This window comes from Rhizomicrobium sp., assembly GCA_037200045.1.
Taxonomy (GTDB): Bacteria; Pseudomonadota; Alphaproteobacteria; order Micropepsales; family Micropepsaceae; genus Rhizomicrobium.
Genome location: JBBCHM010000001.1, coordinates 378,252 through 404,726 on the forward strand (window position 1 = coordinate 378,252; position 26,475 = coordinate 404,726).

General features: G+C 66.7%; 23 protein-coding genes. 19 read left to right on the plus strand and 4 right to left on the minus strand.

What is annotated here, in order from left to right:
- Window positions 1-86: 86 nt before the first annotated feature.
- Window positions 87-776, plus strand: coding sequence for an alpha/beta fold hydrolase (locus WDM86_01655; protein ID MEI9988717.1), 690 nt, complete (start codon window positions 87-89; stop codon window positions 774-776).
- A 10-nt stretch (window positions 777-786) separates the two neighbouring features.
- A complete protein-coding gene (locus WDM86_01660; GenBank protein ID MEI9988718.1) occupies window positions 787-1,242 on the plus strand; it encodes a nuclear transport factor 2 family protein in 456 nt (151 codons plus the stop codon).
- 145 nt (window positions 1,243-1,387) lie between these two features.
- Here the strand turns inward: WDM86_01660 and WDM86_01665 are convergent, their stop codons facing one another.
- A complete protein-coding gene (locus WDM86_01665; GenBank protein ID MEI9988719.1) occupies window positions 1,388-2,533 on the minus strand; it encodes a cobalamin-independent methionine synthase II family protein in 1,146 nt (381 codons plus the stop codon).
- 182 nt (window positions 2,534-2,715) lie between these two features.
- Between WDM86_01665 and WDM86_01670 the strand changes: the two genes are divergently transcribed.
- From WDM86_01670 to WDM86_01685, 4 genes are all read left to right on the plus strand, one after another.
- The gene (locus tag WDM86_01670) at window positions 2,716-3,588 is read left to right on the plus strand and encodes a 3-keto-5-aminohexanoate cleavage protein (protein ID MEI9988720.1); all 873 of its coding nucleotides are present in this window, start codon (window positions 2,716-2,718) and stop codon (window positions 3,586-3,588) included.
- Between the two features lie 55 nt (window positions 3,589-3,643).
- Complete coding sequence (locus WDM86_01675) at window positions 3,644-4,387, plus strand: beta-etherase (GenBank protein MEI9988721.1); 744 nt, start codon at window positions 3,644-3,646, stop codon at window positions 4,385-4,387.
- 25 nt (window positions 4,388-4,412) lie between these two features.
- Window positions 4,413-5,810, plus strand: coding sequence for a hypothetical protein (locus WDM86_01680; GenBank protein ID MEI9988722.1), 1,398 nt, complete (start codon window positions 4,413-4,415; stop codon window positions 5,808-5,810).
- A 217-nt stretch (window positions 5,811-6,027) separates the two neighbouring features.
- Window positions 6,028-7,683, plus strand: a complete 1,656-nt coding sequence (locus tag WDM86_01685; GenBank protein MEI9988723.1) for a GMC family oxidoreductase N-terminal domain-containing protein — start codon at window positions 6,028-6,030, stop codon at window positions 7,681-7,683.
- Between the two features lie 117 nt (window positions 7,684-7,800).
- Here the strand turns inward: WDM86_01685 and WDM86_01690 are convergent, their stop codons facing one another.
- Entirely contained in the window at window positions 7,801-9,159 is a 1,359-nt protein-coding gene (locus WDM86_01690) for an MFS transporter (GenBank protein ID MEI9988724.1), read from the minus strand.
- A gap of 189 nt (window positions 9,160-9,348) precedes the next feature.
- Here WDM86_01690 and WDM86_01695 point away from each other — a divergent pair, with 189 nt between their 5' ends.
- From WDM86_01695 to WDM86_01745, 11 genes are all read left to right on the plus strand, one after another.
- On the plus strand, window positions 9,349-10,740 hold the full coding sequence (locus WDM86_01695; GenBank protein MEI9988725.1) for an MFS transporter: 1,392 nt from the start codon (window positions 9,349-9,351) through the stop codon (window positions 10,738-10,740).
- Between the two features lie 104 nt (window positions 10,741-10,844).
- The gene (locus WDM86_01700) at window positions 10,845-11,450 is read left to right on the plus strand and encodes an NAD(P)H-binding protein (protein ID MEI9988726.1); all 606 of its coding nucleotides are present in this window, start codon (window positions 10,845-10,847) and stop codon (window positions 11,448-11,450) included.
- A gap of 281 nt (window positions 11,451-11,731) precedes the next feature.
- Window positions 11,732-12,628, plus strand: a complete 897-nt coding sequence (locus WDM86_01705) for a hypothetical protein (protein ID MEI9988727.1) — start codon at window positions 11,732-11,734, stop codon at window positions 12,626-12,628.
- Between the two features lie 8 nt (window positions 12,629-12,636).
- Window positions 12,637-13,608 carry a lysylphosphatidylglycerol synthase domain-containing protein gene (locus WDM86_01710; GenBank protein ID MEI9988728.1) on the plus strand — a complete coding sequence of 324 codons (972 nt, stop codon included), beginning with the start codon at window positions 12,637-12,639 and terminating at the stop codon, window positions 13,606-13,608.
- Window positions 13,608-14,597: a hopanoid-associated sugar epimerase gene (hpnA, locus tag WDM86_01715; GenBank protein ID MEI9988729.1), complete on the plus strand. Its 990-nt coding sequence runs from the start codon at window positions 13,608-13,610 to the stop codon at window positions 14,595-14,597. Before WDM86_01710 ends, hpnA begins: the two co-directional genes overlap by 1 nt.
- A gap of 13 nt (window positions 14,598-14,610) precedes the next feature.
- Window positions 14,611-15,759: a glycosyltransferase gene (locus tag WDM86_01720; protein MEI9988730.1), complete on the plus strand. Its 1,149-nt coding sequence runs from the start codon at window positions 14,611-14,613 to the stop codon at window positions 15,757-15,759.
- Window positions 15,760-15,772: 13 nt separating this feature from the next.
- Complete coding sequence (gene hpnC / locus WDM86_01725; GenBank protein MEI9988731.1) at window positions 15,773-16,651, plus strand: squalene synthase HpnC; 879 nt, start codon at window positions 15,773-15,775, stop codon at window positions 16,649-16,651.
- Entirely contained in the window at window positions 16,648-17,490 is an 843-nt protein-coding gene (gene hpnD, locus WDM86_01730; protein MEI9988732.1) for a presqualene diphosphate synthase HpnD, read from the plus strand. The genes hpnC and hpnD overlap by 4 nt, the downstream gene beginning before the upstream one ends.
- The gene (hpnE, locus tag WDM86_01735) at window positions 17,487-18,737 is read left to right on the plus strand and encodes a hydroxysqualene dehydroxylase HpnE (GenBank protein ID MEI9988733.1); all 1,251 of its coding nucleotides are present in this window, start codon (window positions 17,487-17,489) and stop codon (window positions 18,735-18,737) included. Before hpnD ends, hpnE begins: the two co-directional genes overlap by 4 nt.
- Before the next feature lie 7 nt (window positions 18,738-18,744).
- Entirely contained in the window at window positions 18,745-20,700 is a 1,956-nt protein-coding gene (gene shc, locus WDM86_01740) for a squalene--hopene cyclase (GenBank protein ID MEI9988734.1), read from the plus strand.
- Between the two features lie 36 nt (window positions 20,701-20,736).
- The gene (locus WDM86_01745; protein ID MEI9988735.1) at window positions 20,737-21,408 is read left to right on the plus strand and encodes a hypothetical protein; all 672 of its coding nucleotides are present in this window, start codon (window positions 20,737-20,739) and stop codon (window positions 21,406-21,408) included.
- On the opposite strand, the gene hpnH is transcribed toward WDM86_01745, so the two are convergent.
- Together hpnH and ispH are read right to left on the minus strand one after the other, a co-directional pair.
- Window positions 21,352-22,500 carry an adenosyl-hopene transferase HpnH gene (gene hpnH, locus WDM86_01750; protein MEI9988736.1) on the minus strand — a complete coding sequence of 383 codons (1,149 nt, stop codon included), beginning with the start codon at window positions 22,498-22,500 and terminating at the stop codon, window positions 21,352-21,354. The genes WDM86_01745 and hpnH overlap by 57 nt on opposite strands.
- 18 nt (window positions 22,501-22,518) lie before the next feature.
- A complete protein-coding gene (gene ispH, locus WDM86_01755; protein ID MEI9988737.1) occupies window positions 22,519-23,460 on the minus strand; it encodes a 4-hydroxy-3-methylbut-2-enyl diphosphate reductase in 942 nt (313 codons plus the stop codon).
- Window positions 23,461-23,658: 198 nt separating this feature from the next.
- Here ispH and WDM86_01760 point away from each other — a divergent pair, with 198 nt between their 5' ends.
- Together WDM86_01760 and dxs are read left to right on the plus strand one after the other, a co-directional pair.
- Window positions 23,659-24,594 carry a polyprenyl synthetase family protein gene (locus WDM86_01760; protein MEI9988738.1) on the plus strand — a complete coding sequence of 312 codons (936 nt, stop codon included), beginning with the start codon at window positions 23,659-23,661 and terminating at the stop codon, window positions 24,592-24,594.
- Window positions 24,594-26,402 (plus strand): 1-deoxy-D-xylulose-5-phosphate synthase, encoded by a 1,809-nt coding sequence (dxs, locus tag WDM86_01765; protein ID MEI9988739.1) that lies wholly within the window; start codon window positions 24,594-24,596, stop codon window positions 26,400-26,402. Before WDM86_01760 ends, dxs begins: the two co-directional genes overlap by 1 nt.
- Window positions 26,403-26,475: the final 73 nt, after the last annotated feature.

Consider the following 26,475-nt stretch of genomic DNA (forward strand, 5'->3'; position numbering starts at 1 on the left):
ACTATCAAGCCGGGCATTGCAACGCACGCGGCAAAGCGTGGACACTTCCGCCGCACCGGCGGTGCGGATAAGGCGCGGGTTCGAGAATGAAGCAGGTGGTGTTTCTGCTACCAGGATTGCTGTGCGACGCCGCGGTCTGGCGTTCGCAGGTGCGAACGCTGTCGGACGGCCACGACGTCCGCGTGCCGCATTTCTTCGGCTACGATTCCATTCCCGCGATGGCCCGGTCCGTCCTCGCCATGGCGCCGGAGCGCTTCTCCCTGGCCGGGCATTCCATGGGCGCCCGCGTCGCCATCGAAATCGCCGGCCAGGCGCCGGAGCGCGTCGAACGGCTCGCTTTGTTCGACACCGGTGTGCACGACGTGCGGCCCGGCGAGCGGGAGGGCCGGCAGGAACTCGTCGATCTCGCTTATGCGCAGGGGATGGAGGCGCTGGCCGCGCGCTGGATCCCGCCCATGCTGGCGCCCGCGGCCGACCCCGCCCTGATGGCGGAAATCGCCGCCATGGTGTGCCGCGCCACGCCGCTGATCTTCGCGCGGCAGATCCGTGCTTTGCTGGAGCGTCCGTCGGCGCGGGCGGTGCTGCCCGCCATCGCCTGCCCGGTCCAGATCGCGGTCGGCCGGCAGGACGGCTGGAGCCCGGTGTCCCAGCATGAAGAGATCGCCGCGCTGGTGCCCGGCGCCAAGCTGACGGTGATCGAGGATTGCGGCCACATGGCGCCGCTGGAACAACCGCGCGCGGTCGGCGATATTCTCGCGAACTGGCTCACCTCCTGAGGAAACGAACATGACGGACGCACTCTCGCCGCTCGACCGCCTGGCGATCACCCAGACCTGCATCGATCTCCTCTACCGTTTCGCGAAGCTGAACGACGACCGCGAGGCGGATGCGCTGGCGGAGCTGTTCGTGGCCGACGGCGTGTTTCGCCGTCCGACGCTGCCCGACCAGCCTTATGAAGGCCGCGAGGCGATCCGCGCGGGCTTTCGCGCCAAGCCGGCGAACCTGCTCACCCGCCATGTCATCTGCAATCCGGTCATCACCGTCTTGAGCGCGAACGCGGCGCGGGCCGACAGCTACATCCTGCTCTACACGGCGGCGATCGAGCCGGGCGCCAAGCTTCCCGTTCCGGCGAACCCCAAGCAGCTTCTGGGCGCGTTCGAAGACGTCATCGTGCGGGACACGGATGGCGTTTGGAAGTTCAAGACGCGCAACGGCAGCCTCGCGATGACCATCGGCGGGTGAGTCCGTAGTTCATTCGCCAAAAAAAACTGTCATGGCCCGCGAATGCGGGCCACCCAGTTGACGCCCGCGCGATAGGTGCGGATTTCAACTGGGTCCGCCGCATTCGCGGCGGATGACAGCTGGGTGAGTAAGCGCATTAAACGCTTTAAGCTGCCTTGCGCAGCCGCGTCGACGCGATCCGCGCGCCTTCGCTCAAGGCGTGCAGCTTCTTGTACGCGATCGCCGGATCGAGCTTGCCGTAGCCGGCGAAGGTCCCGAAGCCGCAATCGGTGCCCGCGATCACGCGTTCGCGCCCCACGATGTCGACCCAGCGCTCGATGCGCTGCGCCACCAGCTCGGGATGCTCGACGTAATTGCTGCAGGTGTCGATCATGCCGGGCACGAGGATCTTGTCGTCCGGGATCGGCGCGCTCCGCCACGCGGCCCATTCGTGCTCGTGCCGCACATTGGCGCCCTCGAACAGGATGGCCTGCGGCTTCGCCTTGGCGATCGCGCCGAACAGCTTGTCGACCGCGATGTCGTGGTCGTGCGGCCCTTCGTAATTGCCCCAGCAGATATGCATGCGCACCCGCGACGCATCGATGCCTTCGAGCGCATGGTTCATCGCCTCGACATGCAGCGCCGCGCGCTTCAGGAACTCGGCCTCGCTCAAATCCTGGAAGGCGATATGGGCCGCCATGGCGAGGTCGGGGCAGTCGAGTTGCAGCAGCAGGCCCGAATCCACGATGGCGTGATATTCCGCCTTCATCGCTTCCGCGATCGCCGCCAGATACGCCTCGTGCGTCGGATAGAATTTGTTCGGCTGGAACGCCGTGACCAGACCCGGCGAGGCGGAGTTCATGAACGCCTCGGCGACGCCGTTCTTCCGCGCCGCGGCTTTGAGGTTCTCGATGTCGATGTGCAGCGGGCCGAGGTCCTTCACCGCGACCGGCCCGATGCAGGACGAGCGGCGGAATTCCTGCGACCCCGTCATCCGCGCCATCTTCTGGCGGAATTCCGGATAGTCCTTGAGGTCGAGCGCGATGCGCCGCTCATTGTCGCCGCCGAACCCGGTCAGGCGATCCATCATGTAGGTCGAATAGCTGACCTTGCTCTGCTCGCCGTCGCTCGGGATATCGACGCCCGCTTCCTTCTGTCGCGCCACGGCATCGAATACCGCCGCGCGCACCACGCCGTCGAACGCGGCGTCCGCTTCGCCGCGATCCTTGCGCAAGAGCGCATCCACCAGCGTCTGCGAACGCGGCAGGCTGCCGACATGGGTCGTTAGAATCTGATCGCCGCTATGACGCATCCTGGTCTCCTCATGGCGCGAATTTCGTCTTCGCGCGCTGTCAGCAATGGTTCAGTTCACAATTGGCGCATTCACCGGCCGGGGCAAAGTGGTAAGATTTATACCAGCATACATCTGCTTCTGGATGTGCTTGATCCTGCTGCTCTAAAGCTATTCCAGAGCCATCCTCGCGAGGACATTTCGTGGCCGACAAAGTCATCATCACCTGCGCCGTGACGGGATCGTCTCCCGTACCCGATCATCCGGATTTCCCCAAGTCCAACGAGCAGGTCGCCAACGCGGCGCTCGAAGCGGGCGAGGCGGGAGCATCGATCATCCATGTCCATGTCCGCAAGCCGGACGGTTCGCAGTCGGTGGATTTCGAGGACTACGAAGAGGTCTACAACCGCATCCGGCAGAAGAACAACGAGCTCATCATCAACCTCACGACCGGTCCGGGCTGCAACTGGATCCAGTCGGACGAGGACCCGATGATGCCCGGCCCCGGCGCCCAGGTGTTCACCGCGGAAAAGCGGCTGGAGCATATCGACAAGCTTCGCCCGGAAATGTGCACGCTCGACATCTGCACCATGCAGATCTTCGGCACCGTGGCGATCAACACCAAGAAGATGATGACCAAGATGGGTCACATGATCCGCGACATGGGCGTCAAGCCGGAGATCGAGGTGTTCGACACCGGCGATCTCGTCTTCGCCGACGATCTGATCGCCGAGGGCGTGCTCGACGGCCCCGGCGTCTATTCGGTCGTGATGGGCACGAAATACGGCATCCCGGCCGATCCGGAAGCGATGATCTACTGCAAGAACCGCCTGCCGAAGGGCGCGATCTGGCAGGGTTTCGGCATCTCCAAGCACACCTGGGCGATGGCCGCGCAATCGGTGATCCTGGGCGGCAATGTGCGCACGGGCTTCGAGGACTCGACCTATCTCGGACCGGGCCGGCAGGCGCGCTCCAACGGCACCATGGTGATGCAGGCCGCCGAACTGGTGGAGCGTCTGGGCCGCGAGGTCGCGACGCCCGGCGAGGCGCGCAAGCAATTGGGACTGCCTCACTAGAAGGCGGCCCGCAGGAGGGGACGACGGCATGCGCCGCGTCCAAGAAGGACGGAACATGGCCAAGGACAACACGATCACGCTGTTCGATCTTCAGCTCGCGAGCGGTTGCACCATCAGCCCGTTCGTCTGGGCGACGAAATACGCGCTGAAGCACAAGGGCTTCGACATCGACATCGTGCCCGGCGGCTTCACCGGCATCCAGGAGCGCACCAAGGGCTTCGCCGACCGCGTGCCGGTCATCATCGACGACGGCCACTGGGTGAAGGACAGTTGGGAGATCGCCGAATATCTCGACAAGACCTATCCCGACCGCCCGATGCTGATCGAAGGCGACAGCATGAAGGTGCTGACCAAGTTCATCGACGCCTGGCTGTGGGCCACCGCGATCCGCCCGTGGTTCTCCTGTTACATCCTCGATTACCACGACCTCTCGCTGCCGCAGGACCATGCCTATGTCCGCGAGAGCCGGGAAAATCTCTTCCTCCAGGGCCGCAAGCTCGAAGACGTCCAGGCGGGCAGGGAAGAGCGCCTGCCGCTGGTGCCGCCGGAGCTCGAACCGTTCCGCGTCCTTCTGAAGGACACCAAATGGCTCGGCGGCGACAAGCCGAACTATGCCGACTACCGCGCGCTCGCCGTGTTCCTGTGGACCGCGTCGGTCGCAAAGATCCCGCCGCTTTACGCCGACGATCCGCTCAAGGACTGGATCGACCGCGGTTTCGATCTTTACGGCGGCCTCGGCCGTCATCCCGGGATGCACAACCTCTTCGGCCTGCCCAAGCCCACGGCCAAGGCCGCCTGACAGATTTATTGGAGAACAAAGCCCTATGAGTGAGAAAAGCGTCGAAGACCTGATCCAGGCATCCGGCAATGTCGTCGAGATGCTGCGCAATTCGCAGTCCGGCCCGAACGTCTATCCCGGCGTGAAGCCGGAATACACCAACTGGCGCGACGAGCAGAACGCCTGGCAGAAGACCGCCGTGCTGTTCAACCAGTCCTATCACATGGCCGATCTCGCGGTCGAAGGGCCCGACGCGTTCAAGCTGCTGAACTATCTGGCGCCGAACAGCTTCAAGGGCTTCGTGCCGGGCCGCGCCAAGCAGTTCGCGCCCGTCAGCCATGACGGCTACCTGATCGGCGACGTGATCATGTTCTATCTCGCCGAGAACAAGTTCAACCTGGTCGGCCGCGCGCCGGCGCTGGAATGGGTCCAGTTCCACGCCGCCACCGGCAAGTGGGACGTGAAAGCCGAACTCGACCAGCGCACCGCGCTGCGCGCCGACGGCAAGCGCAAAGTGTGGCGCTATCAGATCCAGGGCCCCAACGCGATGAAGGTGCTGGAGAAGGCGCTGGGCAAAAAGCCGGAGGAGCTGAAGTTCTTCCACATGCGCGACATCGAGATCGCCGGCAAGCCGGTCACCGCGCTGCGCCACGGCATGTCCGGCCAGCCGGGCTGGGAATTGTTCGGCCCCTGGGAAGACGCCGAGGCCGTGCACGCGGCCCTGGTCAAGGCGGGCGAGGAATTCGGCCTGCGCCTCGTCGGCGGCCGCGCCTATTCGACCAACGCGCTGGAGTCCGGCTGGATTCCCTCGCCGCTGCCGGCGGTCTATTCCGGCGAGAAGATGAAGCCCTACCGCCAATGGCTGACGGCCAAGAGTTACGAGGCCGCGGCCTCGCTCGGCGGCAGCTTCATCTCCAGCCGGATCGAGGACTATTACCTGACGCCGTGGGACATCGGCTATGGCGGCTTCGTCAAGTTCGACCACGACTTCATCGGCCGCGAGGCGCTGGAGAAGATCGCGCCCGGCCCGCACCGCAAGAAGGTGACGCTGGCGCTGAACAATGACGACGTGACCCGCACCTTCTCGACGATGTTCAACAAGCAGGTGCGCGCGAAATATTTCGACTCGCCGTCGGCGGTCTACTGCATGCACCTTTACGACCGCGTGCTGTCGGGCTCGAAGGCCGCCGGCATCTCGACCTGGATCGGCTACAGCTCCAACGAAGGCAAGATGTTGACCCTCGCGATCCTCGACGCCGAATTCGCCGAGCCGGGCAACGAGGTCACGCTGATCTGGGGCGAGCCGAACGGCGGCACCAGCAAGCCGACCGTCGAGCCGCATGTGCAGACCGAAATCCGCGCGGTGGTCAGCCCGTCGCCTTACACGGAGGTCGTTCGCCAAGGCTACGCGCCCGGCGGCTGGCGCGCGGCGGCGCAGGGCTAGTTCGTCGTACTCAGACTGTCATGGCCCGCGAATGCGGGCCACCCAGTTGAGTTCTGTGGAACGGTGCAGGATTTGTGGAAGCCCATACTTCCACATGGAGCAGATATTACCTGGGTGGCCCGCATTCGCGGGCCATGACAACGCGGGATTTGATCAGCTAAAATCAAAATCATTCTAATGGCATAAAAGAAGAAAAAGGCGCTGGGAGGCGACGCACATGGCTGCGGATACGTTCGATTTCATCGTGGTCGGCGCGGGCAGCGCCGGCTGCGTGCTGGCCAACCGGCTGTCCGCCGATCCGAAGAACACGGTTCTGCTTCTGGAAGCGGGCGGCGACGACCGGCCGCTGCACAATCTGAAGCAGTTCTGGTCGAACCTGATGATCCAGACGCCGATCGGGTTCGGCAAGACGCTGAACGATCCGAAGGTGAACTGGCTTTACGAGACCGAGATCGACGAAGGCTCGGGCGGGCGCCGGCACAAATGGCCCAAGGGCAAGGTGCTGGGCGGCTCGTCCTCGATCAACGGCCTGCTTTATATCCGCGGCCAGTCGGCGGATTACGACGGCTGGCGCCAGATGGGCTGCGAGGGCTGGTCGGCGCAGGACGTGCTGCCCTATTTCCGCCGCGCCGAGCATCAGGAGCGCGGCGCCGACGACTTCCACGGCACCGGCGGCCCGCTCAACGTCTCCGACATCACCGAGAAGAACGAGATCTCGCAGGCGCTGCTCGAAGCCGCCGTCGAGGCCGGCATCCCGCGCAACGACGACATCAATGGCGGCGACCAGGAAGGCGCGACCTGGTTCCAGCTCACGGTCAAGAACGGCCGCCGCCACTCCACCGCCGTCGGCTACCTGCATCCCGTGATGGGCCGCAAGAATTTGCGCGTCGAGACCGAGGCGCAGACCACGCGTGTGCTGTTCGAAGGCAAGCGCGCCGTCGGCGTCGAATACATCCAGCACGGCAGCAAGAAGACCGCGCGCGTCCGCCGCGAGGTGATCCTCGCCGCCGGCGCCGTGGCTTCGCCGCAGCTTCTCGAAGTCTCCGGCATCGGCAACGGCGAGGTGCTGCAAAAGGCCGGCGTGAAGGTGCTGCACGAATTGAAGGGCGTCGGCGAGAACCTCCAGGATCACTACATGATCGGCTGCCAGTGGCGGCTGAAGCCGGAATGCGCCACGGTCAACGAGCTGTCGCGCGGCCTGCCGCTGCTGAAGGAGATTTTGAAATACGGCTTCCTGCGCAAGGGCCTGCTGACCTTCGCCGTCGCCCATGTCGTGGCGTTCCTGAAGTCGCGCGCCGAGCTGGCGCATCCCGACCTGCAATTCCACATGATGGCGGCGTCGATGGACCTCGAAATCCTCGGCAAGACCCAGGCGCTGGTGCTGGAGAAGGAGCCGGGCCTGACCTGCACGCCGTGCCAGATCCGCCCCGAATCGCGCGGTACCGTCCATATCAAATCGCCGGACGCGACGGTCTATCCGTCGATCGTGCCCAACTATCTCGCCGATCCGGCCGACAAGCAGGCGGCGATCGCCGGCCTCGACTGGGCGCGCAAGATCATGAACCAGCCTTCCATTGTGAAATATCTCGCCGCCCCCGGCGATCCGTTCGGCGACACCGACGAGAGCAAGATCGCCTATGCCAAGCTCGCCGGCGCGACGCTCTATCACGCGGTCGGCACGGCGAAGATGGGCCACGATCCGATGGCGGTGGTCGATCCGCAATTGCGCGTCCACGGGATCGAGGGCCTGCGCGTGGTCGACGCCTCGATCATGCCGCGCATCGCGTCGGGCAACACCAACGCGCCGACCATCATGATCGCGGAAAAGGCGGCCGACATGATCCTGGGAAAGAGCGTCGCGGTCGCGGCTTAAAACAAAAACTGTCATGCCCGCGAAGGCGGGCATCCAGCGACTAGGCGATCCGCAAAGACTGGATGCCCGCCTTCGCGGGCATGACAATCTTGAATGGATCCCAAGCGCGGACCGATTCTATGCCGCCCTTTTCACCGGCGCCGCCGCCTGGCCGATGTTCGCCGCGTAGCGGTATCTCGGCATGATGAGCCAGATCAGCGCCACCACCAGGTTCAGCACCGTCGTGATCAGGAACACGATGTTGTACGAATGCGTGGTGTCGAAGATCCAGCCGAACAAGGGCGCGCTGAACCCGGCGAACAGATTGGTCACCATGAACTGCACCGCCACGATCTCGGTCAGCGAGCCCAGCCCGAAGAACCGCGTCGCGAAATACTGGCCCATCGGGAACAGCGCGTTGAACGACAGCGAGCCCAGGATCAGGATCGCCGCCAGGAGCGGCACGCCGCCCACGCTCGGCGACACGATGATCGTCAGGAACGCGCCTACCGACGCGACCAGGCAGATCGGCACCGCGATCTTCGGCGTCTGGAAGCGGTCCACCGCCCAGCCGCCGACCAGCGCGCCGGCGAACGCGATCAGGATCGAGCTCGACTGAAGCTCGACCACGGTGGTCTGCGAGAACCCCTTGCCGACCAGCGCCGGCACGATATGCGGGAACATGCCGTTGAAGATGAAGAGGCCGATGAACGCCGCCAGCGTCGACAGCCAGAACACCGGATCGCGCAGCGCGTCCTTGATGGTCATGCCCGGCAGATCGGGTTTCGGCATCGGCGGCGCATCCGTCGCGGCCGTCTTGCTCCTGTGCCACGAGAACCTTCCGGCGGTGCCGTGCTCGCCCGGCTCCTCGATGGTGAAGAACAGCACCGGCACGCAGAGCAGGATCACGACGCCGAACACCAGGTACATCACGTGCCAGCCCTGATGCAGCAGCAGCCAGTTCACCACCAGCGGCACGCCGGCGCGCGCCAGGGTGGTTTCCGCCGTGAGGATCGCCATCGCCTTGCCGCGATGCTGGGTGAACAGCGCGGCGACGACTTTCGTATAGGTCACGCCCGTCGAACCGAACACGCCGAGCAGCGCGTAATAGGCGTAGAACTGCCACAGGCTCGCGGTCTGGAACGCCATGCCGAGCGTGACCAGCCCGACCATCAGCGTACCGCCGAGCAGCACGGGGCGGATCCCGAGCCGGTCGGCCAGCCGCCCGATCGGCCACAGGCTCAGCGCGCCGGCGATGAACAGGAACGTCACCGCGACGGAGAACTGCGCCGCCGTCCAGCCGAACTGGTGCGTCAGCGGCGTCAGCATCAGCATCAGCGCGCTGTAGGGCAGGATCGACGTGCCGAAGCTCTGCCCGACGATGATGCCGGCCACGATCTTCAGCTTGCGCGGCGAGAAATCGCCTTCCATCTCCGGCGGCGCGGTTTGGATCTCGAGCGGGCCTTCGACGAGTTCGGCGTTGGCGACGTTGACCATTGCGTTTCCCTTCCCTGCGCGGATCTTCGAGTCCGTCGCGCGATAGTTTAGCGCCGAACGCGAAATTCTCCAGCAATTCGAACAGCTTCTCCAACGCGCGCCTTCCGGTTCGCGCAGAGTGGAGTAGTCGCGGCGCGCGCAAATCCAAGATGCCGCCAAGCCGCATAAGAAAAACACCGGGATGGAACGATGACCCTCGAGCCGATCGCCGAAGCCTCGCTTCAACTGGTGCCGGAGGCCGCGCCGTCGAGCCTGCCCTGGCCGAGCCCGCGCGTCGCCTGGTACGCGGTGTTCGTGTTCTCGCTCACGCTGATGATCAACTTCCTCGATCGCGGGATCATCACGCTCCTGGTGCCGAGCATTAAGGCCGACCTGCATCTGACCGATTTCCAGATGAGCCTGCTGATGGGCTTCGCCTTCATCATGTTCTACGTGTTCCTCGGCCTGCCGGTGGCGCGCTATGCCGATATCGGCGTGCGGCGCACGATCATCGGCGTCGGCATCGGGCTGTGGAGTCTCGCCACGGCGCTGTGCGGCCTCACCCACACCTTCTGGCAGTTCTTCGCGGCGCGCGTCGGCACCGGCGTCGGCGAATCCTGCAGCGGCCCGGCGACCTATTCGATGCTGTCGGACCTGTTTCCGCCGCAAAAGCTGCCGCGCGCCATCGCCGTGATGAGCTTCGGCTTCATGGCGGGCACCGGCCTGTCGCTCATCATCGGCGGCGCGATCGTGCATTTTCTCGAAAGCATGCCGCCGGTCACGCTGCCCGTCGTCGGAACGTTGAAGAGCTGGCAGATGGCGTTCCTGCTGGTCGGCCTGCCCGGCCTCGTCGTCTCGGCGCTTCTGTGGACCATTCCCGAGCCGGTGCGCCGCGGCCGCGCCATGAGCCACGCCAAGCAGAGCCGACCCGCCTCCGTGCCGCTGACGACCGTCGCGAAATTCCTCTACGCCAATCGCTCCGTCTACGGAACGATGCTGCTGGGCCTCGCCTTCTCGACCACGCTCTCGATCGGCACGCTGAGCTGGGGGCCGGCGTTCTACGGCCGCACCTATGGCTGGTCGATGGGGCAGGTCGGCCTCATCACCGGTTTCGTGATCCTCTTGGTGTGGCCGCCGGGCGCGATGTTCGGAAGCTGGCTGGCCGAGCGCTGGGCGCGGCAGGGCCGGCACGACGCCAATCTGCGGGTCGCGCTGCTCACCATCTGCCTGCTCATTCCCGGACAGATCGCCTTTCCGCTCATGCCGCGGCCGGAATATGCCGTGGCGATCAGCGTGGTGAACGGCTTCATCGCGGCCTGGGTGCTCGGGCCGCAAAACGCCGCCATCCAGGTCGTGACGCCCAACGAGATGCGCAGCCAGTTCAGCGCGCTCGGCATTTTCATCATCAACGTGCTGGGCTATGGGCTCGGCCCCACCTTGATCGCCGTCCTGACCGAGCATGTCTTCGGCCACGAAGCCGATCTGCGCTATGCCATGTCGCTCGCCGCCGTGGTGTTGGGCCCGCTGGCCGCCTTCACGATCTGGCGCGGCCTCAAGCCCTATGGCGAGATGGTGGAGCGCGTGAGCAAGGACTGGGGCTGACCGATGGAACAGCTTGCAGGAAAGACGGTCGCCGGCGGCGGTTCCCCTTGCGCCGCGCAATCCGGTATTCTCCAAAAAACGCAAACCCTGAAGGACGCTCGCACATGAAAGTCGCGCTCATCGGCGCCACCGGCAATATCGGCAGCAAGATCGCCGCCGAACTGCTTTCGCGTGGCCATTCCGTCACCGCCATCGCGCGCAACACCGACAAGGCGCCGCCGGGCACGCAGGCGGTCCGCGCCGATGCCGCCGATCCGGCCGCCCTGGCCGCCGTGCTCAAGGGCCACGACGCCGTGGTCAGCTCCGCCCCCTTCGCGCCCGGCCTGTCGCCGGCGATCATCGAGGGCGTCAAGCGCTCCGGCGTGAAGCGCTACATCATGGTGGGCGGCGCCGGTTCGCTCGAAGTCGCGCCCGGCAAGCTGCTGAAGGATACGCTGACGCTCCCCGACGCGGTCCGGGCGATCCTCGACGAGGCGGCCCTGAACCTGAAGCGCCTGCGCGGCGAGACCGGCCTGGACTGGACGTTCTTCTCTCCGGCGGCCGAGATCGGCCCGGGCGAGCGGACCGGGAAGTTCCGCCTCGGCGGCGACCAGCTCATCACCGACGCGGCCGGCAAGAGCCGCATCTCCTATGACGACTACGCCATCGCGCTGGTCGACGAGCTGGAGCACCCGCGCCACATCCAGAAGCGCTTCACCATCGGCTACTAGCCGGCTGGTCGGATTCGGCGACGCAAAAAAGGTGTCATGCCCCGCGAATGCGGGGCACCCAGTTGACGCCTGCGAGGTTTCACCTGGGTCCGCCGCATTCGCGGCGGATGACACCGGGGGCGGAGCATTCCCCCATCCCCTTGCGGCAGGGTTTTGCGAATCCCGTCCCTTTCTGCTAACCCCGCCCCGTTCAACCCCCTCTTATTGCTGGACATTCTTCCGGGGTCTTGGCGGGAGGACCGCCTGCCTCCAAGATCGCCGGCCTTTGACGGATTGCGACGATGACGGCACTCACATTCCCCGAGATCACTCCCACCGGCCCGGCCGTGGGCACCGGCCCGATCCGCTACGGCTCGGACGAGCATAAGCGCCTCTTCTGCAAGACGCTGCTCGATACCTTCAATCCCTACCGCCCCGCCGTGATCGACTGGCCGAAGCTCGACGACGCCGCGAAGAACCGCATCATCGCCCTGCCGATCTGGGACATCGCGGTGCAGACCGAGAACCGCGCCGGCCTCAATGTCTGCACCTATGCGGAAGGCATCCCCGATCCGCTGCTGCGCAAGGCCGTGGAGCTGAACGGCTTCGAGGAGCGCCGCCACCGCTACGTCCTGTCGAACCTGGTCGAGGCCTATGGCATCAAGCTGGCGCCGGAGCCGGCCTATCCGCGCCCGAAGGATCCCGAATGGGCCTTCCTCGTCACCGGCTACAGCGAGTGCATCGACAGCTTCTTCGCCTTCGGGCTGTTCGAAACCGCCAAGTCGTCCGGCTTCTTCCCCGCCGAACTGGTCGACACCTTCGAGCCCGTGATCCAGGAAGAGGGCCGCCACATCCTGTTCTTCGTCAACTGGATGGCCTGGCACCGCCGCAACATGCCGCTTTGGCGCCGGCCCTGGTTCGAGCTCAGGGTGCTCGCGGTCTGGATCTTCCTCGTCTATGAGCGCATCGGCATCGCGTCGGACGTCTCCAACGGCCAGCAGGACAACAACTTCACCGTCAACGGCGCCAGCCAGCTCGGCGGCGACGACATCGACGTGTTCAAGCTGATGGACACCTGCCTCGCCGAGAACGACCGCCGCCTCGGCGGCTACGACCAGCGCCTGAAGCGCCCGCGCTTCGTGCCCTTCATGATCCGCACCTTCCGCCGTTTCGTCGGACCCAAGCGCGCCGCAGCCTGAAAGAGCCCATGAAAATCGGTGTCATCCTCGCCGCGCTGGTCGGGCTCGCGCTGTTCGTCTGGCTCCTGCTCCATATCGGCGTGGCGGAGGTGTTCCACACCGTCATGGCCATCGGCCTTGGCGGCTTCGTGCTGTACTGCGCCGCCGGAACGGTGGTCGTGGCGCTGCTCGGCACCGCCTGGGCCGCGCTGATCCCGCACGGGCATCCGCGCGACGCGCTCACCTACATCCTCGCCCGCCAGACCCGCGACAGCGCCGGCGACATCCTGCCGTTCTCGCAGCTCGGCGGCATCGTGATCGGCGCCCGCGCCGTGATCCTGCGCGGCGTGGCGCCCTCGCTGGCCTTCGCCTCCGCCATCACCGACGTCACCACCGAACTCATGGCGCAGATCGTCTTCGTGCTGATCGGCATCGCGCTGTGCATCGAACAATTGCGCGGCTCCGCGACCACGGCGCCCTATGTCGACGGCCTGATCCTCGGCACGCTGCTGCTCGTTCCCGGCATCGTCGCCTTCGTCGTGCTGCAGCAGCGCGGCAGCCAGCTCGCCCGCACCCTCGCCGGCCGCTTCCTCCCCGCCGCCATCGAGCACACCGCCGCCTTCTCCGACCAGATGCGCGCGATGTACGATTCCAAGACGCGGCTGGCCGCCTCTTCCACCATCCATCTGCTCTCCTGGGTGGCCAGCGCCGGGCTGGTCTGGCTGAGCGTGCGGCTGATCGGCGCCCGCATCGATTTCTTCTCCTGCATCGCCATCGAGGCGCTGCTCGCCGCGCTGCGCAGCGCCACCGTCTTCATCCCCGCCGCCATCGGCGTGCAGGAGGCCGGCTATGCCGCGCTGATGCCGCTGTTCGGCCTCGGCCCCGAGATCGGCCTCGCCGTCTCGCTCTTGAAGCGCGCCCGCGACATCGTGATCGGCGTGCCGGTGCTGCTCGCCTGGCAGGCCTTCGAGGGCCGCCGCGCGCTGGCGAGCGAGGGCTGATGGGCGACAAGGTCCTCGTCACCGGCGCTTCCGGTTTCGTCGGCTCGGCGATCGCGCGGGCGCTCGGCCGGCGCGGCGACGACGTGCGCGTGCTGATGCGCGCGACCAGCGTGCGCACCAATATCGAAGGCGAGGAATTCGAGGTCGCCGAGGGCGATATGCTCGACCGCCGCTCGATGATCGAGGCGATGGACGGCGTGCGCCACGTCTTCCACGTCGCCGCCGATTACCGGCTCTGGGCGCCCGATCCGGAGGAGATCGTGCGCAACAATCTCGAAGGCACCCGCGTGGTGATGGACGCGGCCCGCGCCACCGGCGTCGAGCGCATCGTCTACACCTCGTCGGTCGCGGCGCTGAAGCCGGTGGCCGGCATCGCGGTCGACGAGACCTCGCGCCACAGCGAACGGACCGTCATCGGCGCCTACAAGAAATCCAAGCTCGTGGCCGAGCGGCTGGTCGAGCGCATGGCCGGCGAGGGGCTTCCCGCCGTGATCGTCAGCCCGTCCACGCCCATCGGTCCGCGCGACGTCAAGCCGACGCCGACCGGGCGCATCATCGTGCAGGCGGCCAATGGCGGCATGCCGGCCTATGTCGATACCGGGCTCAATCTCGTGCATGTCGACGACGTGGCCGAGGGCCATCTGCTCGCGCTGGAAAAGGGTCGCATCGGCGAGAACTACATTTTGGGCGGCGAGGATGTGCGGCTGAGGGACATGCTGCTGGCGATCTGCGAGGCGGTCGGCCGCAAGCCGCCGCGCATCCGGCTGCCCCGCGCGCCGCTCTATCCGCTGGCCTGGTGCTCGGAGGCCATCGCGCGCACCACCGGCAAGGAGCCGATGCTCACGGTCGATGCGCTGAACATGTCGAAATATCACATGTTCTTTTCCTCGAAGAAGGCGCGCGACGAGCTCGGTTTCACCGCGCGGCCCTATCGAGGCGCCATCGAGGACGCGGTCGCCTGGTTCCGCCAAGCCGGCTATATAAAATGACCGGCTACATCAAATGATCGGGCTTCTCGCTCTCGTTCCCGTCGCGGTCTGGCTCTATCTTCTCGCCGGCCGAGGCATGTTCTGGGTGATGGCCGAGCGCGACGACGTGGGTGAGGATAAGGAAGGGGGCGATCCGCCGCCGCCCGCATCCTGGCCGTCCGTCGTCGCGGTCGTGCCCGCCCGCAACGAGGCGGATGTGATCGCGCGCAGCATCGGCAGTCTGCTGGCGCAGGATTATGCCGGCGCGTTCCGCATCGTGCTGATCGACGACCAGAGCGGCGACGGCACCGGCGATGCCGCGCGCAAGCTCGACGCGACCGGCCGGCTCGAAGTCCTCGCCGGCTCGCCGCGGCCGGCCGGCTGGGCCGGCAAGGTCTGGGCGATGAAGCAGGGCGTCGAACGCGCCGGCGCGCCGGATTACATCTGGTTCACCGATGCCGATATCGATCACCGGCCGGAGAATCTGCGCAAGCTCGTCGCCCGCGCCGAAGCCGGCACGCTGGTCCTCGCCTCGCTGATGGTGAAACTGCACTGCAAGAGCTGGGTGGAGGCTTACCTGATCCCCGCCTTCGTGTTCTTCTTCGACATGCTTTATCCGTTCCGCTGGGTGAACGATCCGAGACGCAAGACCGCCGCCGCCGCCGGCGGTTGCATGCTCGCCCGCCGCGACGCGCTGGAGCGGGCCGGCGGCATCGCCGCCATTCGCGGCGAGATCATCGACGATTGCGCGCTCGGCCGCGCGATGAAGGCCCAAGGCCCGATCTGGCTCGGCCTCACCGAGCGCGCCGCTTCGATCCGCCCCTATGCCGGCCTGCCCGAGATCCGCCGCATGGTGGCGCGCTCGGCCTACACCCAGCTCGGCTATTCGCCGCTCAACCTCGTCGGCACGCTCTTTGGCATGCTTGTCGTCTACGCCGCGGCGCCCCTGCTTGCCATCTTCGCCGGCGATTCGGCCCAGTCCTCCGGCATCCTCGCCTGGGCGGCGATGACGCTGTCGTTCCAGCCGATCGCGAAATTCTATCGCGTCTCGCCGCTCTGGGGCCTTGTCCTGCCGCTGATCGGCTTCGTCTATGCGCTCTTCACGCTCGATTCCGCGGTCCAGCACTGGCGCGGCCGCGGCGGCATGTGGAAGGGCAGGGCGCAAGCCCTGGGGCAGTCATGAAGGGAACATGGGCGTGAGCGCCGCCGCCGATCTCGCCTCCGGCAAGGGCGACAAGGACGAGAACTTCCCCGTCGCCTCGGTGCTGATCGCCAAGCAGCATCGCCCCGCGATCCTCGCCTTCTACCGCTTCGCCCGCGCCGGCGACGATGTCGCCGATCACCCGTCCGCCGCCGCCGCCGACAAGCTCGCACTGCTCGAGACGATGCGCGCCACGCTCACCGGCGAAAGCGATGCCTCGCCGGAAGGTGTCGCGCTGCGCCGCGTGCTCGCCGAGCGGCGGCTCACCAACCAGCACGCCCTCGATCTGCTCGAAGCCTTCCGCCGCGACGTCACCAAGCTGCGTTACGCCAATTGGGACGAGCTGATGGACTATTGCCGCTATTCGGCGATGCCGGTCGGCCGCTTCGTGCTCGACGTGCATGGCGAAAGCCGCGCCACCTGGCCGGCCAATGACGCGCTGTGCGCCGCGCTCCAGGTGATCAACCACCTCCAGGACTGCGCCAAGGATTACCGCGAGATCGGCCGCGTCTATCTGCCCCTCGATCTTCTGGAACAGCAAAGCCTTTCCGTCGCCGTCCTGGCCGAGCCCAAGGCGCCGCCGCCATTGCGCGTCGTCCTGACGGAGCTGGCCCTGCGCACCCAGCGTCTGCTGGGCGCCGCGCGCCCATTCGCCGCCCAGATCGTGGACCGCCGCCTTTCGCTGGAAGTCAGCGTCATCCAGACCCTGGCGGAGGACCTTACCGCCCGCCTCCGCGTCCGCGATCCCTTGAGCGAGCGCGTCCACCACCGCCGGGGCGAGATGCCCGGCCTCCTGCTGCGCGCCGTCGCCCGGTTTGCCTCCGCCCGGCTTCGTCCTAAAAGGGGCGGCGTCGAAGCCAAGACCGTTCCATGAGCACCGCAGAACCCGTCATCGCCGCCGCCCAGCAGAAGGCGTCGAACAGCTCCTTCTATTCCGCCATGCGGCTGATGCCGAAGGCCGAGCGCGAGGCGATGTTCGCGATCTACGGCTTCTGCCGCATGGTCGACGACATCGCCGATGACGGCGTCGGCACGCGGGCGGAGCGCGCCGAACAGCTCACGCAATGGCGGGTCGATCTCGACGATCTCTATGCCGGCCATCCGCCCGCGCGCGTCCGGTTCCTCGCCGAGCATGTCGCGCGCTACGGCCTGCGCAAGGCCGATTTCCTCACCGTGATCGACGGCATGGACATGGACGTGGCGCAGGACATCGTCGCGCCCGATCTCGCGACCCTCGATCTCTACTGCGAGCGCGTCGCCAGTGCCGTCGGCCGGCTGTCGATCAAGGTGTTCGGCATGGAAGAGGGCCCCGGCGACGAACTCGCGCATCATCTGGGCCGCGCGCTGCAGCTTACCAACATCCTGCGCGACATCGACGAGGATGCCGGCATCGGCCGGCTCTATCTGCCGCGCGAATATCTGGCGGAGGCCGGCATCGCCGCGACCGAGCCGAAGGCGATCATCGCCGATCCGCGCATCGACACGGTCTGCAAGCTGGTCGCGCGCGACGCGCACAAATTCTACGACGGCTCGGCCGCGGTGCTCGCGAAGAAGCCCAAGGGCCGCATCGGCACGCCGCGCCTGATGGGCGCGGTCTACGAAGAGATCCTGCGCCAGACCGAAGCGGTCGGCTGGGCGCCGCCGCGTATCCGTGTGTCTCTCTCCAAGCCGAAACTGCTCGCCATCGTGTTGCGCCACGGATTGTTCGGATGAGCACCGCCTATATCGTCGGCGGGGGCCTGGCCGGCCTGTCCGCCGCCGTCGCGCTCGCGGAGAAGGGCCGCAAGGTCGTGCTGCTCGAAGGCGCGCCGCAGGCCGGCGGCCGCTGCCGTTCCTATTACGATGCCACGCTCGACCAGGTGATCGACAACGGCAATCACTTCATTCTGTCGGGCAACCGCGCGGTGATGTCGTATCTGACCTCCACGGGCGGCATCGCCGGCCTGATCGGGCCGGAGAAATCCCGGACCTCTTTCGTCGACATCCATACCGGCAAGCGCTGGACTATCGCGCCGGACGAAGGCCCGATCCCGTTCTGGCTGTTCGACGCAGGGCGGCGCGTGCCCGATACGACGCCGTCCGATTATCTGCCGCTCGGCAAGCTCCTTTTCGCCAGGCCCGATCAGCGCATCGGCGACGTGCTGAAGACATCGGGGCCGTTGTGGGATCGGTTGCTGGAGCCGTTCTTCATCGGCGCGCTGAACACCGATCCGAAGACCGCGTCGGCGCAACTCGCCGGCGCGCTGGTGCGCGAGACCTTCGCCAAGGGCGGGCGGGCCTATCGCATCCGGGTGGCGCATCCGACGCTGGCGGCCGCCTTCGTCGAGCCGGCCCTGAAATTCCTCGCCGCCAGGGGCGCCGAGATCCGCATCGGCCAGCGCGTCCGCGCGCTCGGCTTCGACGGCGGCCGCGTCGCGTCGCTCCAGCTTCCGGGCGAGACCGTCGCCATCGGCGCGAGCGATCGCGTCATCCTCGCCGTGCCGCCCTGGGCCGCCAGCGAACTCCTGCCGGAGATCGTCGCGCCCGACGATTTCCACGCCATCGTCAATGCGCATTTCAAGGTCGCACCGCCGCCGGGCGTGCCGCCCATGCTCGGCGTCATCGGCGGGCTGGTGCAGTGGATATTCCCCTTCGACGACCGCATCTCGATCACCGTCTCGGGCGCCGACGCCATCGTGGACGACGACCGCGAAGTCCTGGCGCGTCGATTCTGGGCCGATGTGGCCAAAGTGCTGCACCTGCCCGGCGACCTGCCGCCCTGGCAGGTTGTGAAAGAGCGCCGCGCCACCTTCGCCGCCACGCCGCAGCAGGCCGCCTGCCGCCCCGGCCCCGTGACGCGCTGGCCGAACCTGCTCCTGGCCGGTGACTGGACCGCCACGGGCCTGCCCGCCACCATCGAAGGCGCCGTCCGCTCGGGGCAGAAGGCGGCGGCGTTGGCACTCTCGCGCTCTGCCGTATAATCGCCCCATGAACCAGATGATCCTCAACCGCGGGGCGGAAGGCACCATCGCCGTCGACAAGATGCTCGGCGACGCGACGGCGGCGCTGCTGAACTCCCAGCGCGAAGACGGCCATTGGGTGTTCGAGCTCGAAGCCGACGCGACCATCCCGTCCGAATACCTCCTGCTGGTCCATTACCTGGCGGAAGCGCCGAACCTCGATCTCGAGCGCAAGATCGGCAACTACCTCCGCCGCATCCAGAGCAGGGAGCATGGCGGCTGGCCGCTCTATCACGCTGGCGCCTTCGACATCTCCGCCACCGTGAAAGCGTATTTCGCGCTTAAAATGATCGGCGATGACATCAACGCGCCGCACATGGTGCGCGCCCGCGAGGCGATCCGCGCCAAAGGCGGCGCGATCAAGGCCAACGTCTTCACCCGCATCCTGCTCGCGCTCTATGGCGAGACCTCGTGGCGGAACGTGCCGACCGTGCCGGTCGAGCTGATTCTGTTGCCGCGCTGGTTCCCGATCCATCTCTCCAAGATGAGCTATTGGGCGCGCACCGTGATCGTGCCGCTCTTGGTGCTCGCCGCGAAGCAGCCCGTCGCGCGCAATCCGCGCGGCATCCATGTGCCCGAGCTGTTCGTCGAAGGCGTGCCGGTGGTCAGCCCGCGCGCGCCGCACCAGTCCGCCGGCTGGTCGTTCTTCTTCAACACGCTCGACAAGGTCCTGAAGATCGTGCCGTGGCCCAGGGGCCTGCGCCGGCGCGCGATCGACGCCTGCGTGGCGTGGACCACCGAGCGTCTCAACGGCGAGGATGGTCTCGGCGCGATCTATCCCGCCATGGCCAATTCCGTGATGATGTACGACGTGATGGGCGTGCCACCCTCCGATCCGCGCCGCGCCATCGCGCGCAAATCGGTCGATCTGCTGCTCGTGGTCAAGGACGACGAGGCCTATTGCCAGCCCTGCGTCTCGCCGGTGTGGGACACGGCGCTCGCCGCGCACGCACTGATGGAAGCCAAGACCGACGCGGCCGACGCCGCCGTGGCCAAGAGCCTCGACTGGCTCAAGCACCGCCAGGTGCTCGACGTCGCCGGCGACTGGGCGGAGGAGCGTCCCGATGTCCGCCCCGGCGGCTGGGCCTTCCAGTACAACAACGCGCATTATCCCGATCTCGACGACACCGCCGTGGTGGTGATGGCGCTCGACCGCGCCCGCGAGCGCGCCGCGCCGGCGGCCGACTATCGCGACGCCATCGCGCGGGGCCGTGAATGGGTCGAGGGCCTGCAATCGAAGAACGGCGGCTGGGGCGCCTTCGACGCGGACAATGCGTATTACTACCTGAACAACATCCCCTTCGCCGATCACGGCGCGCTGCTCGATCCGCCCACGGACGATGTCTCCGGCCGGTGCATCGGCATGCTGATGCAGCTCGGCGCCACGCCGGACGATCCTTATGTGAAGGCCGGCGTCGAATTCCTGCGCAAGTCGCAGCTCGCCGACGGTTCCTGGTTCGGCCGCTGGGGCGTCAACTACATCTACGGCACCTGGTCGGCGCTGGCCGGCCTCAATGCCGCTTCTGTGATGCCCGACGATCCGATGATGACCAAGGCGGCCGACTGGCTGATCGCGATCCAGAACGCGGACGGCGGCTGGGGCGAGGACTGCAATTCCTACAAGCTCGATTATGAGGGCTACGAGCCCGCGCCCTCGACCGCGTCGCAGACCGCCTGGGCGCTGCTCGGCCTGATGGCGGCGGGGCAGGTCGATCATCCCGCCGTGGCGCGCGGCATCCGCCATCTCGAAGCGACGCAGCAGCCGGACGGCCTGTGGGGCCAGGAGCACTACACCGGCGGTGGGTTCCCGCGGGTGTTCTATCTGCGCTATCACGGTTACCCGAAATTCTTCCCGCTCTGGGCCGTGGCGCGCTATCGCAATCTGAAAGCGGGTAATTCAAGACACGTTGCGTATGGGCTTTGAACACCGCCGTGCTCTCCCGCACAGCGGGAGAAGACAATGACCACCGTCCTCGCCGCCGTCGGCCTTGCGCGCGAGGCCAAGATCGCCGCCCGCGCCAGGCTCACGCCCATCATCGGCGCCGGCAACGGCCAGCAGCTGGAAAAGCGCCTCGGCTGGGCCATCGCCAAGGGCGCCAAGGGCATCGTCAGCTTCGGCATTGCCGGCGCGCTGGCGCCGCTGCTCAGGATCGGCGATGTCGTGATCGCCACCCATGTCGTGCACGGCGACGAGCACTACGCCACCGATCCCACCTGGAGCGGCATCCTGCGCGAGCGCCTGCCCCAGGCGCATTCCGTCGTGCTTGCCGGCCATGACAGGATCGTCAACCATATCGACGGCAAGCGCCGGCTTTTCGCGCTTACCGGCGCGCATGCGGTGGACATGGAAAGCCACATCGCCGCCCGGCTCGCGGCGCGCCACGCCATCCCCTTCGTCGCGCTGCGCACGATTTCGGATGTCGCGACCAAGGGACTGCCGCCGGCCGCGCTGGAGCCGCTCAAGGACAGCGGCAAGCCGCGCCTGACGCGCATTCTCGCCTCGGTCGCCGCCGATCCGTCTCAGATTCCGGATTTGCTCGCCACCGGCCGCCAGGCCGGCAAGGCGTTCCGCGCGCTACTCCGCAGCCGCAACGCTCTCGGGCTTTTTCTTGGCTGCCCGTACCTCGGCTAGCTTGTTCTCCACATGGCGGGAGAACACGAACTCCGCCGGCCGCTGGTGCGAGGTGTCGATGTCCGGCTTGAACGGGCCTTCGGTCTTCACGCCGCGCACCGCGAGCGGAATCAGCTTGTAGGGATGCTGGATCGAGTCGATCACCGCCGTGCCCTCGAAGCCGCAATGGACCATGCAGTCCTGGCACTTCTCGTACTTGCCGACGCCGTACTTGTCCCAGTCGGTGCCGTCGATCAGCTCCTTGAAGGTCTTCACATAGCCTTCGCCGAGCAGATAGCAGGGCTTCTGCCAGCCGAACACGCAACGCAGCGGCATCGACCACGGCGTGCATTCATAGGTCTGGTTGCCGGCGAGGAAATCGAGGAACAGCGGCGACTGGGTGAACTCCCAGGCCTTACCGCCCTTGCCGCGCGAAAGGATGTCGCGGAACAGCTTCTTGGTGCGCTCGCGGTTGAGGAAGCTGTCCTGGTCCGGCGCCCGCTCATAGGCATAGCCCGGCGAGATCGTGATCCCGTCCAGCCCCATCTCCATCATCGTGTCGAAGAATTTCGCGACGCGCTCGGGGATCGCGTTGGAGAACAGCGTGCAATTGATCTGGGTGCGGAAGCCCTTGGACTTCGCCAGCTTGATCGCGTCGATCGCCTTGTCATAGACGCCGTCGAGGCACACCGAATGGTCGTGCATCGCCTTGTCGCCGTCCAGATGGATCGACCAGGTGAAATTGGCGTGTGGCTTGTACTGGTCGATCTTCTTGGAGAGCAGCAGCGCGTTGGTGCACAGGATCACGAACTTGCCGCGGTCCAGATAGCCCTGCACGATCTGCGGCATCTCGCGATGGAGCAAGGGCTCGCCACCCGCGATCGAAACCGCCGGCGCGCCGCATTCGTCGATCGCCTCCATGCAGTCCTGATAGGACAGGCGCTGGTTCAGGATATCGTCGGGATAATCGATCTTGCCGCAGCCGGCGCAGGCCAGGTTGCAGCGGAACAGAGGCTCCAGCATGAGCACGAGCGGATAGCGCTTCTTGCCCGTCAGATGCTGCTTCATCACATAGGCGCCGATGCGCGCCGCCTGCTGAACCGGAATACCCACTTTTTGTTCTCCTAGACTCTATGCCGCCGGTGCGCGGTCGTTGCGCAGCTCCGCCGGCAGGCGGAATTCGATATGTTCTTTCTTGCCGTCCATGGTCTCGACGCTGACCGGCGCGATGCGGCCGAGCGCGGCGATCACGTCCTCGACCAGCCGCTCGGGCGCGGACGCGCCGGCGGTCAAGCCGACCCGCGCCTTGCCCCGCACCCATTCGGGCTTGAGCTCGCTGCCGTCGGCCAGGAGATAGCTCGGAAGACCCTCTTCCTTGCCGATCTCGACCAGCCGGTTGGAGTTCGAAGAGTTCTTCGCGCCGACCACCAGGATCACGTCGGCGACCTTGGCGAGCTGGCGCACCGCCGTCTGGCGGTTCTGCGTCGCGTAGCAGATGTCGGTGGTCTCCGGCCCGACGATGTCGGTGAACCGGCGCTTCAGCGCCAGGATGATGGTCTTGGTGTCGTCGATGGAGAGCGTGGTCTGGGTGATATAGGCGACCGGCATTTCGGTCGGCAGCGTCAGCGCCGCGACGTCCGATTCGGACTGCACCAGAGTCACCGGCGCGCCGACCTGGCCCATCGTGCCTTCGACTTCGGGATGTCCGGCATGGCCGATCAGGATCAGGTGCCGCCCGTGGGCGACATAGCGCTTGCCCTGGTTGTGCACCTTCGAAACCAGCGGGCAGGTGGCATCGAGCACCGGCAACCCGCGTGACTGCGCGTCCTTCACCACCGCCTGCGGCACGCCATGGGCGCTGAACACGGTGACGGCGCCGTCGGGCACCTCGGTCAGCTCTTCCACGAAGCGCGCGCCCTTGTTCTTCAGCGTGTCGACGACGTGTTTGTTGTGGACGATTTCGTGGCGCACATAGACCGGCTCGCCATATTTCTCGAGCGCGCGCTCGACGATGTCGATGGCACGCACCACACCGGCGCAGAACCCACGGGGCTGGGCGAGAATGACTCGCATCGGAACTCCTGTACCGGGCCGGATGTTGACCTGAATTCGTGCCTATAGCTACCGGAATGATGCAGTGCAACCACAGGGGCTGGCATTTACCACGCCCGACATGTAGGTCTGCCTTTTGTGTCGTTCAATTGTGCTAGGCTGTCTTGTTATGTCCCTGCCGCTTTTGGGGAAATTGCGGGCAGGTCGCACGGGGTGTTCATGGAGAGTTCGTCACGCGGGGCGCCGTCCGCGCCGGCCCGGCCCATCGCTGCCGGCTTACCGCAGGCCTTGGCCGCGGCGGCCCGCACGGTGGACGAGACGCTGGAGCGCGTCCTGCCCAAGCCGCACGGCCTGCACGCGCGCGTGCACGAGGCCATGCGCTACGCCACCTTCGCCGGCGGCAAGCGGCTGCGCCCGTTCCTGGTGCTGAATTCCGCCAAGCTGTTCGGCGTCGATCCGGCGCGCGCGGCGCGCGTCGGCGCGGCGATCGAAGTTCTCCACACCTATTCGCTGGTGCATGACGACCTGCCCTGCATGGACGACGACGATCTGCGCCGCGGCCGGCCCACGACTCACATAGCCTATGACGAGATGACGGCGGTATTGGCCGGTGATGCACTTTTGACACTCGCCTTCGAAATCCTCGCCCACCCGGACACGCACGACTCCGGCGAGGTGCGCAGCGCGCTGGTGCTGAGGCTCGCCGAGGCGTCCGGCTCCAACGGCATGATCGGCGGCCAGATGATCGACATGCAGGCGGCGCAGAGCGCGTTCGGCGCCGACGAGGTGGTCCTGCTGCAGCGCCTGAAGACCGGCGCGCTGTTCGAATTCTCCTGCGAGGCCGGCCCGATCCTCGGCCAGGCCGGAACGGAGCATCGCGACCGCCTGAAGTCCTTCGCCCGCGACATGGGGCTGGTGTTCCAGATCACCGACGATCTGCTCGACGTCACCTCGACCGCGGAGAAGACCGGCAAGGCCGTCGGCAAGGACAGCGAGCAGGGCAAGGCCACGCTCGTCTCCCTGATGGGCGTCGACGGTGCCCGCGCCGAGGCCGAACGGCTCGCGCGCCGCGCCGCCGCCACGCTGGCGCCCTACGGCAACGCCGCGCCCGAACTCCTCGAACTTCCGCTCTTCCTCTTGGACCGAGAGTCCTGATGCCAGACCAATCCCGGACTCCCCTGCTCGACACCGTCACGGTTCCCGCCGATCTGCGCCGCCTCGACAAATCGCAATTGCGCCAGCTCGCCGACGAGCTGCGCCTCGAACTGATCGACGCGGTGTCGGTCTCGGGCGGCCATTTCGGCGCCGGCCTCGGCGTGGTCGAGCTCACCGTCGCGCTGCACTATGTGTTCGACACGCCGGACGACCGCATCGTGTGGGATGTCGGCCACCAGGCCTATCCGCACAAGATCCTCACCGGCCGCCGCGACCGCATCCGCTCGATCCGCACGGGCGGCGGGCTTTCCGGCTTCACGCGCCGGAGCGAAAGCGAATACGACCCGTTCGGCGCGGCGCATTCCTCCACGTCCGTCAGCGCCGGCCTCGGCATGGCGGTCGCCCGCGACCTGCTCGGCAATGACAATCACGTCATCGCCGTGATCGGCGACGGCGCGATGAGCGCCGGCATGGCCTATGAGGCGATCAACAATGCCGGCCATCTGAAGAGCCGGCTGCTCGTCGTGCTCAACGACAACAACATGTCCATCGCGCCGGCCACCGGCGCGCTCAACGCGCATCTGAACGAACTGAGCGCGACCGGGTCGGGCGACGACACGCTGTTCGAGAAGCTCGGCATGCGCCATATCGGCCCCGTCGACGGCCACGATGTCGTCGCGCTGGTCGAGGCGCTGGAGGCGATCCGCGACGGCGCGCCCGAGCCGGTGCTGCTCCACATCGTCACCGCCAAGGGCAAGGGCTATGCGCCGGCCGAGAACGCGCCCGACCGCGGCCACGCCAACACCGGCTTCGACGTCGCCACCGGCGCGCTGAAGAAGAGCCCGTCCAAGGCGCCGAGCTACACCTCCGTCTTCGCGAAGGCCTTGATCGCGGAAGCGCAGGCCGATCCCAGGATCGTCGCCATCACCGCCGCGATGCCGTCCGGCACCGGGCTGGATGTCTTCGGCAAGGCGTTCCCCGACCGCACCTTCGATGTCGGCATCGCCGAACAGCACGCGGTGACCTTCGCCGCCGGCCTCGCCACCGAGGGGCTGAAGCCCTTCGCCGTGATCTATTCGACCTTCCTGCAGCGCGCCTATGACCAGGTGGTGCACGATGTCGCGATCCAGAATCTTCCCGTGCGCTTCGCGATGGACCGCGCCGGACTGGTCGGCGCCGACGGCGCGACCCATGCCGGCTCGTTCGATCTCGCCTATCTGTGCTGCCTGCCGAACTTCACCGTGATGGCGGCGGCCGACGAGGCCGAGCTGATGCACATGGTGGCGACCGCCGCGGCGCACGATGCCGGCCCGATCGCGCTGCGCTATCCGCGCGGCGAGGGCACCGGCGTGGCGCTGCCGGCGCGCGGCGAGGTCCTGCCCATCGGCAAGGGCCGCATCGTGCGCGAGGGCAAGGAGGTCGCGATCCTGACGCTGGGCACGCGGCTCGGCGCCGCGCTTGAGGCCGCCGACAGCCTGAAGGCGAAGGGCATTTCCTGCACCGTCGCCGACGCCCGCTTCGCCAAGCCGCTGGACGAGGATCTGGTGCGCCGCCTCGTGCGCCATCACGGCATGCTGGTGACGGTGGAGGAAGGCTCGACCGGCGGTTTCGGCGCCCAGGTCCTGCACTTCATCGCCAATGAGGGCCTGCTGCGCCCCGGCTTCGACATCCGCACCATGACCCTGCCCGACCTTTTCCAGGAGCATGACAGCCCCGAAAAGCAATACGAGGCCGCCGGCCTGGCCGCGTCCGACATCGCTCGCGTGGTGTCGACCCATTTCGTGGCCAAGGCCCAGGCGCGGGGGTAGGGGTTCTCAACCCTGTCATCCCGGCCAAGCGATGCGATAGCATCGCGCGAGCCGGGACCCATCGTGCCACCTT

Coding starts and splice junctions, on each gene's coding strand:
- WDM86_01685 (MEI9988723.1), top strand. CDS start 6,028: ATGGCTGCGGATACGTTCGATTTCATCGTGGTCGGCGCGGGCAGCGCC.
- WDM86_01760 (MEI9988738.1), top strand. CDS start 23,659: ATGGAGAGTTCGTCACGCGGGGCGCCGTCCGCGCCGGCCCGGCCCATC.
- hpnA (MEI9988729.1), top strand. CDS start 13,608: ATGGGCGACAAGGTCCTCGTCACCGGCGCTTCCGGTTTCGTCGGCTCG.
- WDM86_01710 (MEI9988728.1), top strand. CDS start 12,637: ATGAAAATCGGTGTCATCCTCGCCGCGCTGGTCGGGCTCGCGCTGTTC.
- WDM86_01665 (MEI9988719.1), bottom strand. CDS start 2,533: ATGCGTCATAGCGGCGATCAGATTCTAACGACCCATGTCGGCAGCCTG.
- WDM86_01700 (MEI9988726.1), top strand. CDS start 10,845: ATGAAAGTCGCGCTCATCGGCGCCACCGGCAATATCGGCAGCAAGATC.
- hpnD (MEI9988732.1), top strand. CDS start 16,648: ATGAGCACCGCAGAACCCGTCATCGCCGCCGCCCAGCAGAAGGCGTCG.
- WDM86_01680 (MEI9988722.1), top strand. CDS start 4,413: ATGAGTGAGAAAAGCGTCGAAGACCTGATCCAGGCATCCGGCAATGTC.
- WDM86_01655 (MEI9988717.1), top strand. CDS start 87: ATGAAGCAGGTGGTGTTTCTGCTACCAGGATTGCTGTGCGACGCCGCG.
- WDM86_01705 (MEI9988727.1), top strand. CDS start 11,732: ATGACGGCACTCACATTCCCCGAGATCACTCCCACCGGCCCGGCCGTG.
- dxs (MEI9988739.1), top strand. CDS start 24,594: ATGCCAGACCAATCCCGGACTCCCCTGCTCGACACCGTCACGGTTCCC.
- hpnE (MEI9988733.1), top strand. CDS start 17,487: ATGAGCACCGCCTATATCGTCGGCGGGGGCCTGGCCGGCCTGTCCGCC.
- WDM86_01720 (MEI9988730.1), top strand. CDS start 14,611: ATGATCGGGCTTCTCGCTCTCGTTCCCGTCGCGGTCTGGCTCTATCTT.
- WDM86_01690 (MEI9988724.1), bottom strand. CDS start 9,159: ATGGTCAACGTCGCCAACGCCGAACTCGTCGAAGGCCCGCTCGAGATC.
- WDM86_01745 (MEI9988735.1), top strand. CDS start 20,737: ATGACCACCGTCCTCGCCGCCGTCGGCCTTGCGCGCGAGGCCAAGATC.
- WDM86_01660 (MEI9988718.1), top strand. CDS start 787: ATGACGGACGCACTCTCGCCGCTCGACCGCCTGGCGATCACCCAGACC.
- WDM86_01695 (MEI9988725.1), top strand. CDS start 9,349: ATGACCCTCGAGCCGATCGCCGAAGCCTCGCTTCAACTGGTGCCGGAG.
- shc (MEI9988734.1), top strand. CDS start 18,745: ATGAACCAGATGATCCTCAACCGCGGGGCGGAAGGCACCATCGCCGTC.
- ispH (MEI9988737.1), bottom strand. CDS start 23,460: ATGCGAGTCATTCTCGCCCAGCCCCGTGGGTTCTGCGCCGGTGTGGTG.
- WDM86_01675 (MEI9988721.1), top strand. CDS start 3,644: ATGGCCAAGGACAACACGATCACGCTGTTCGATCTTCAGCTCGCGAGC.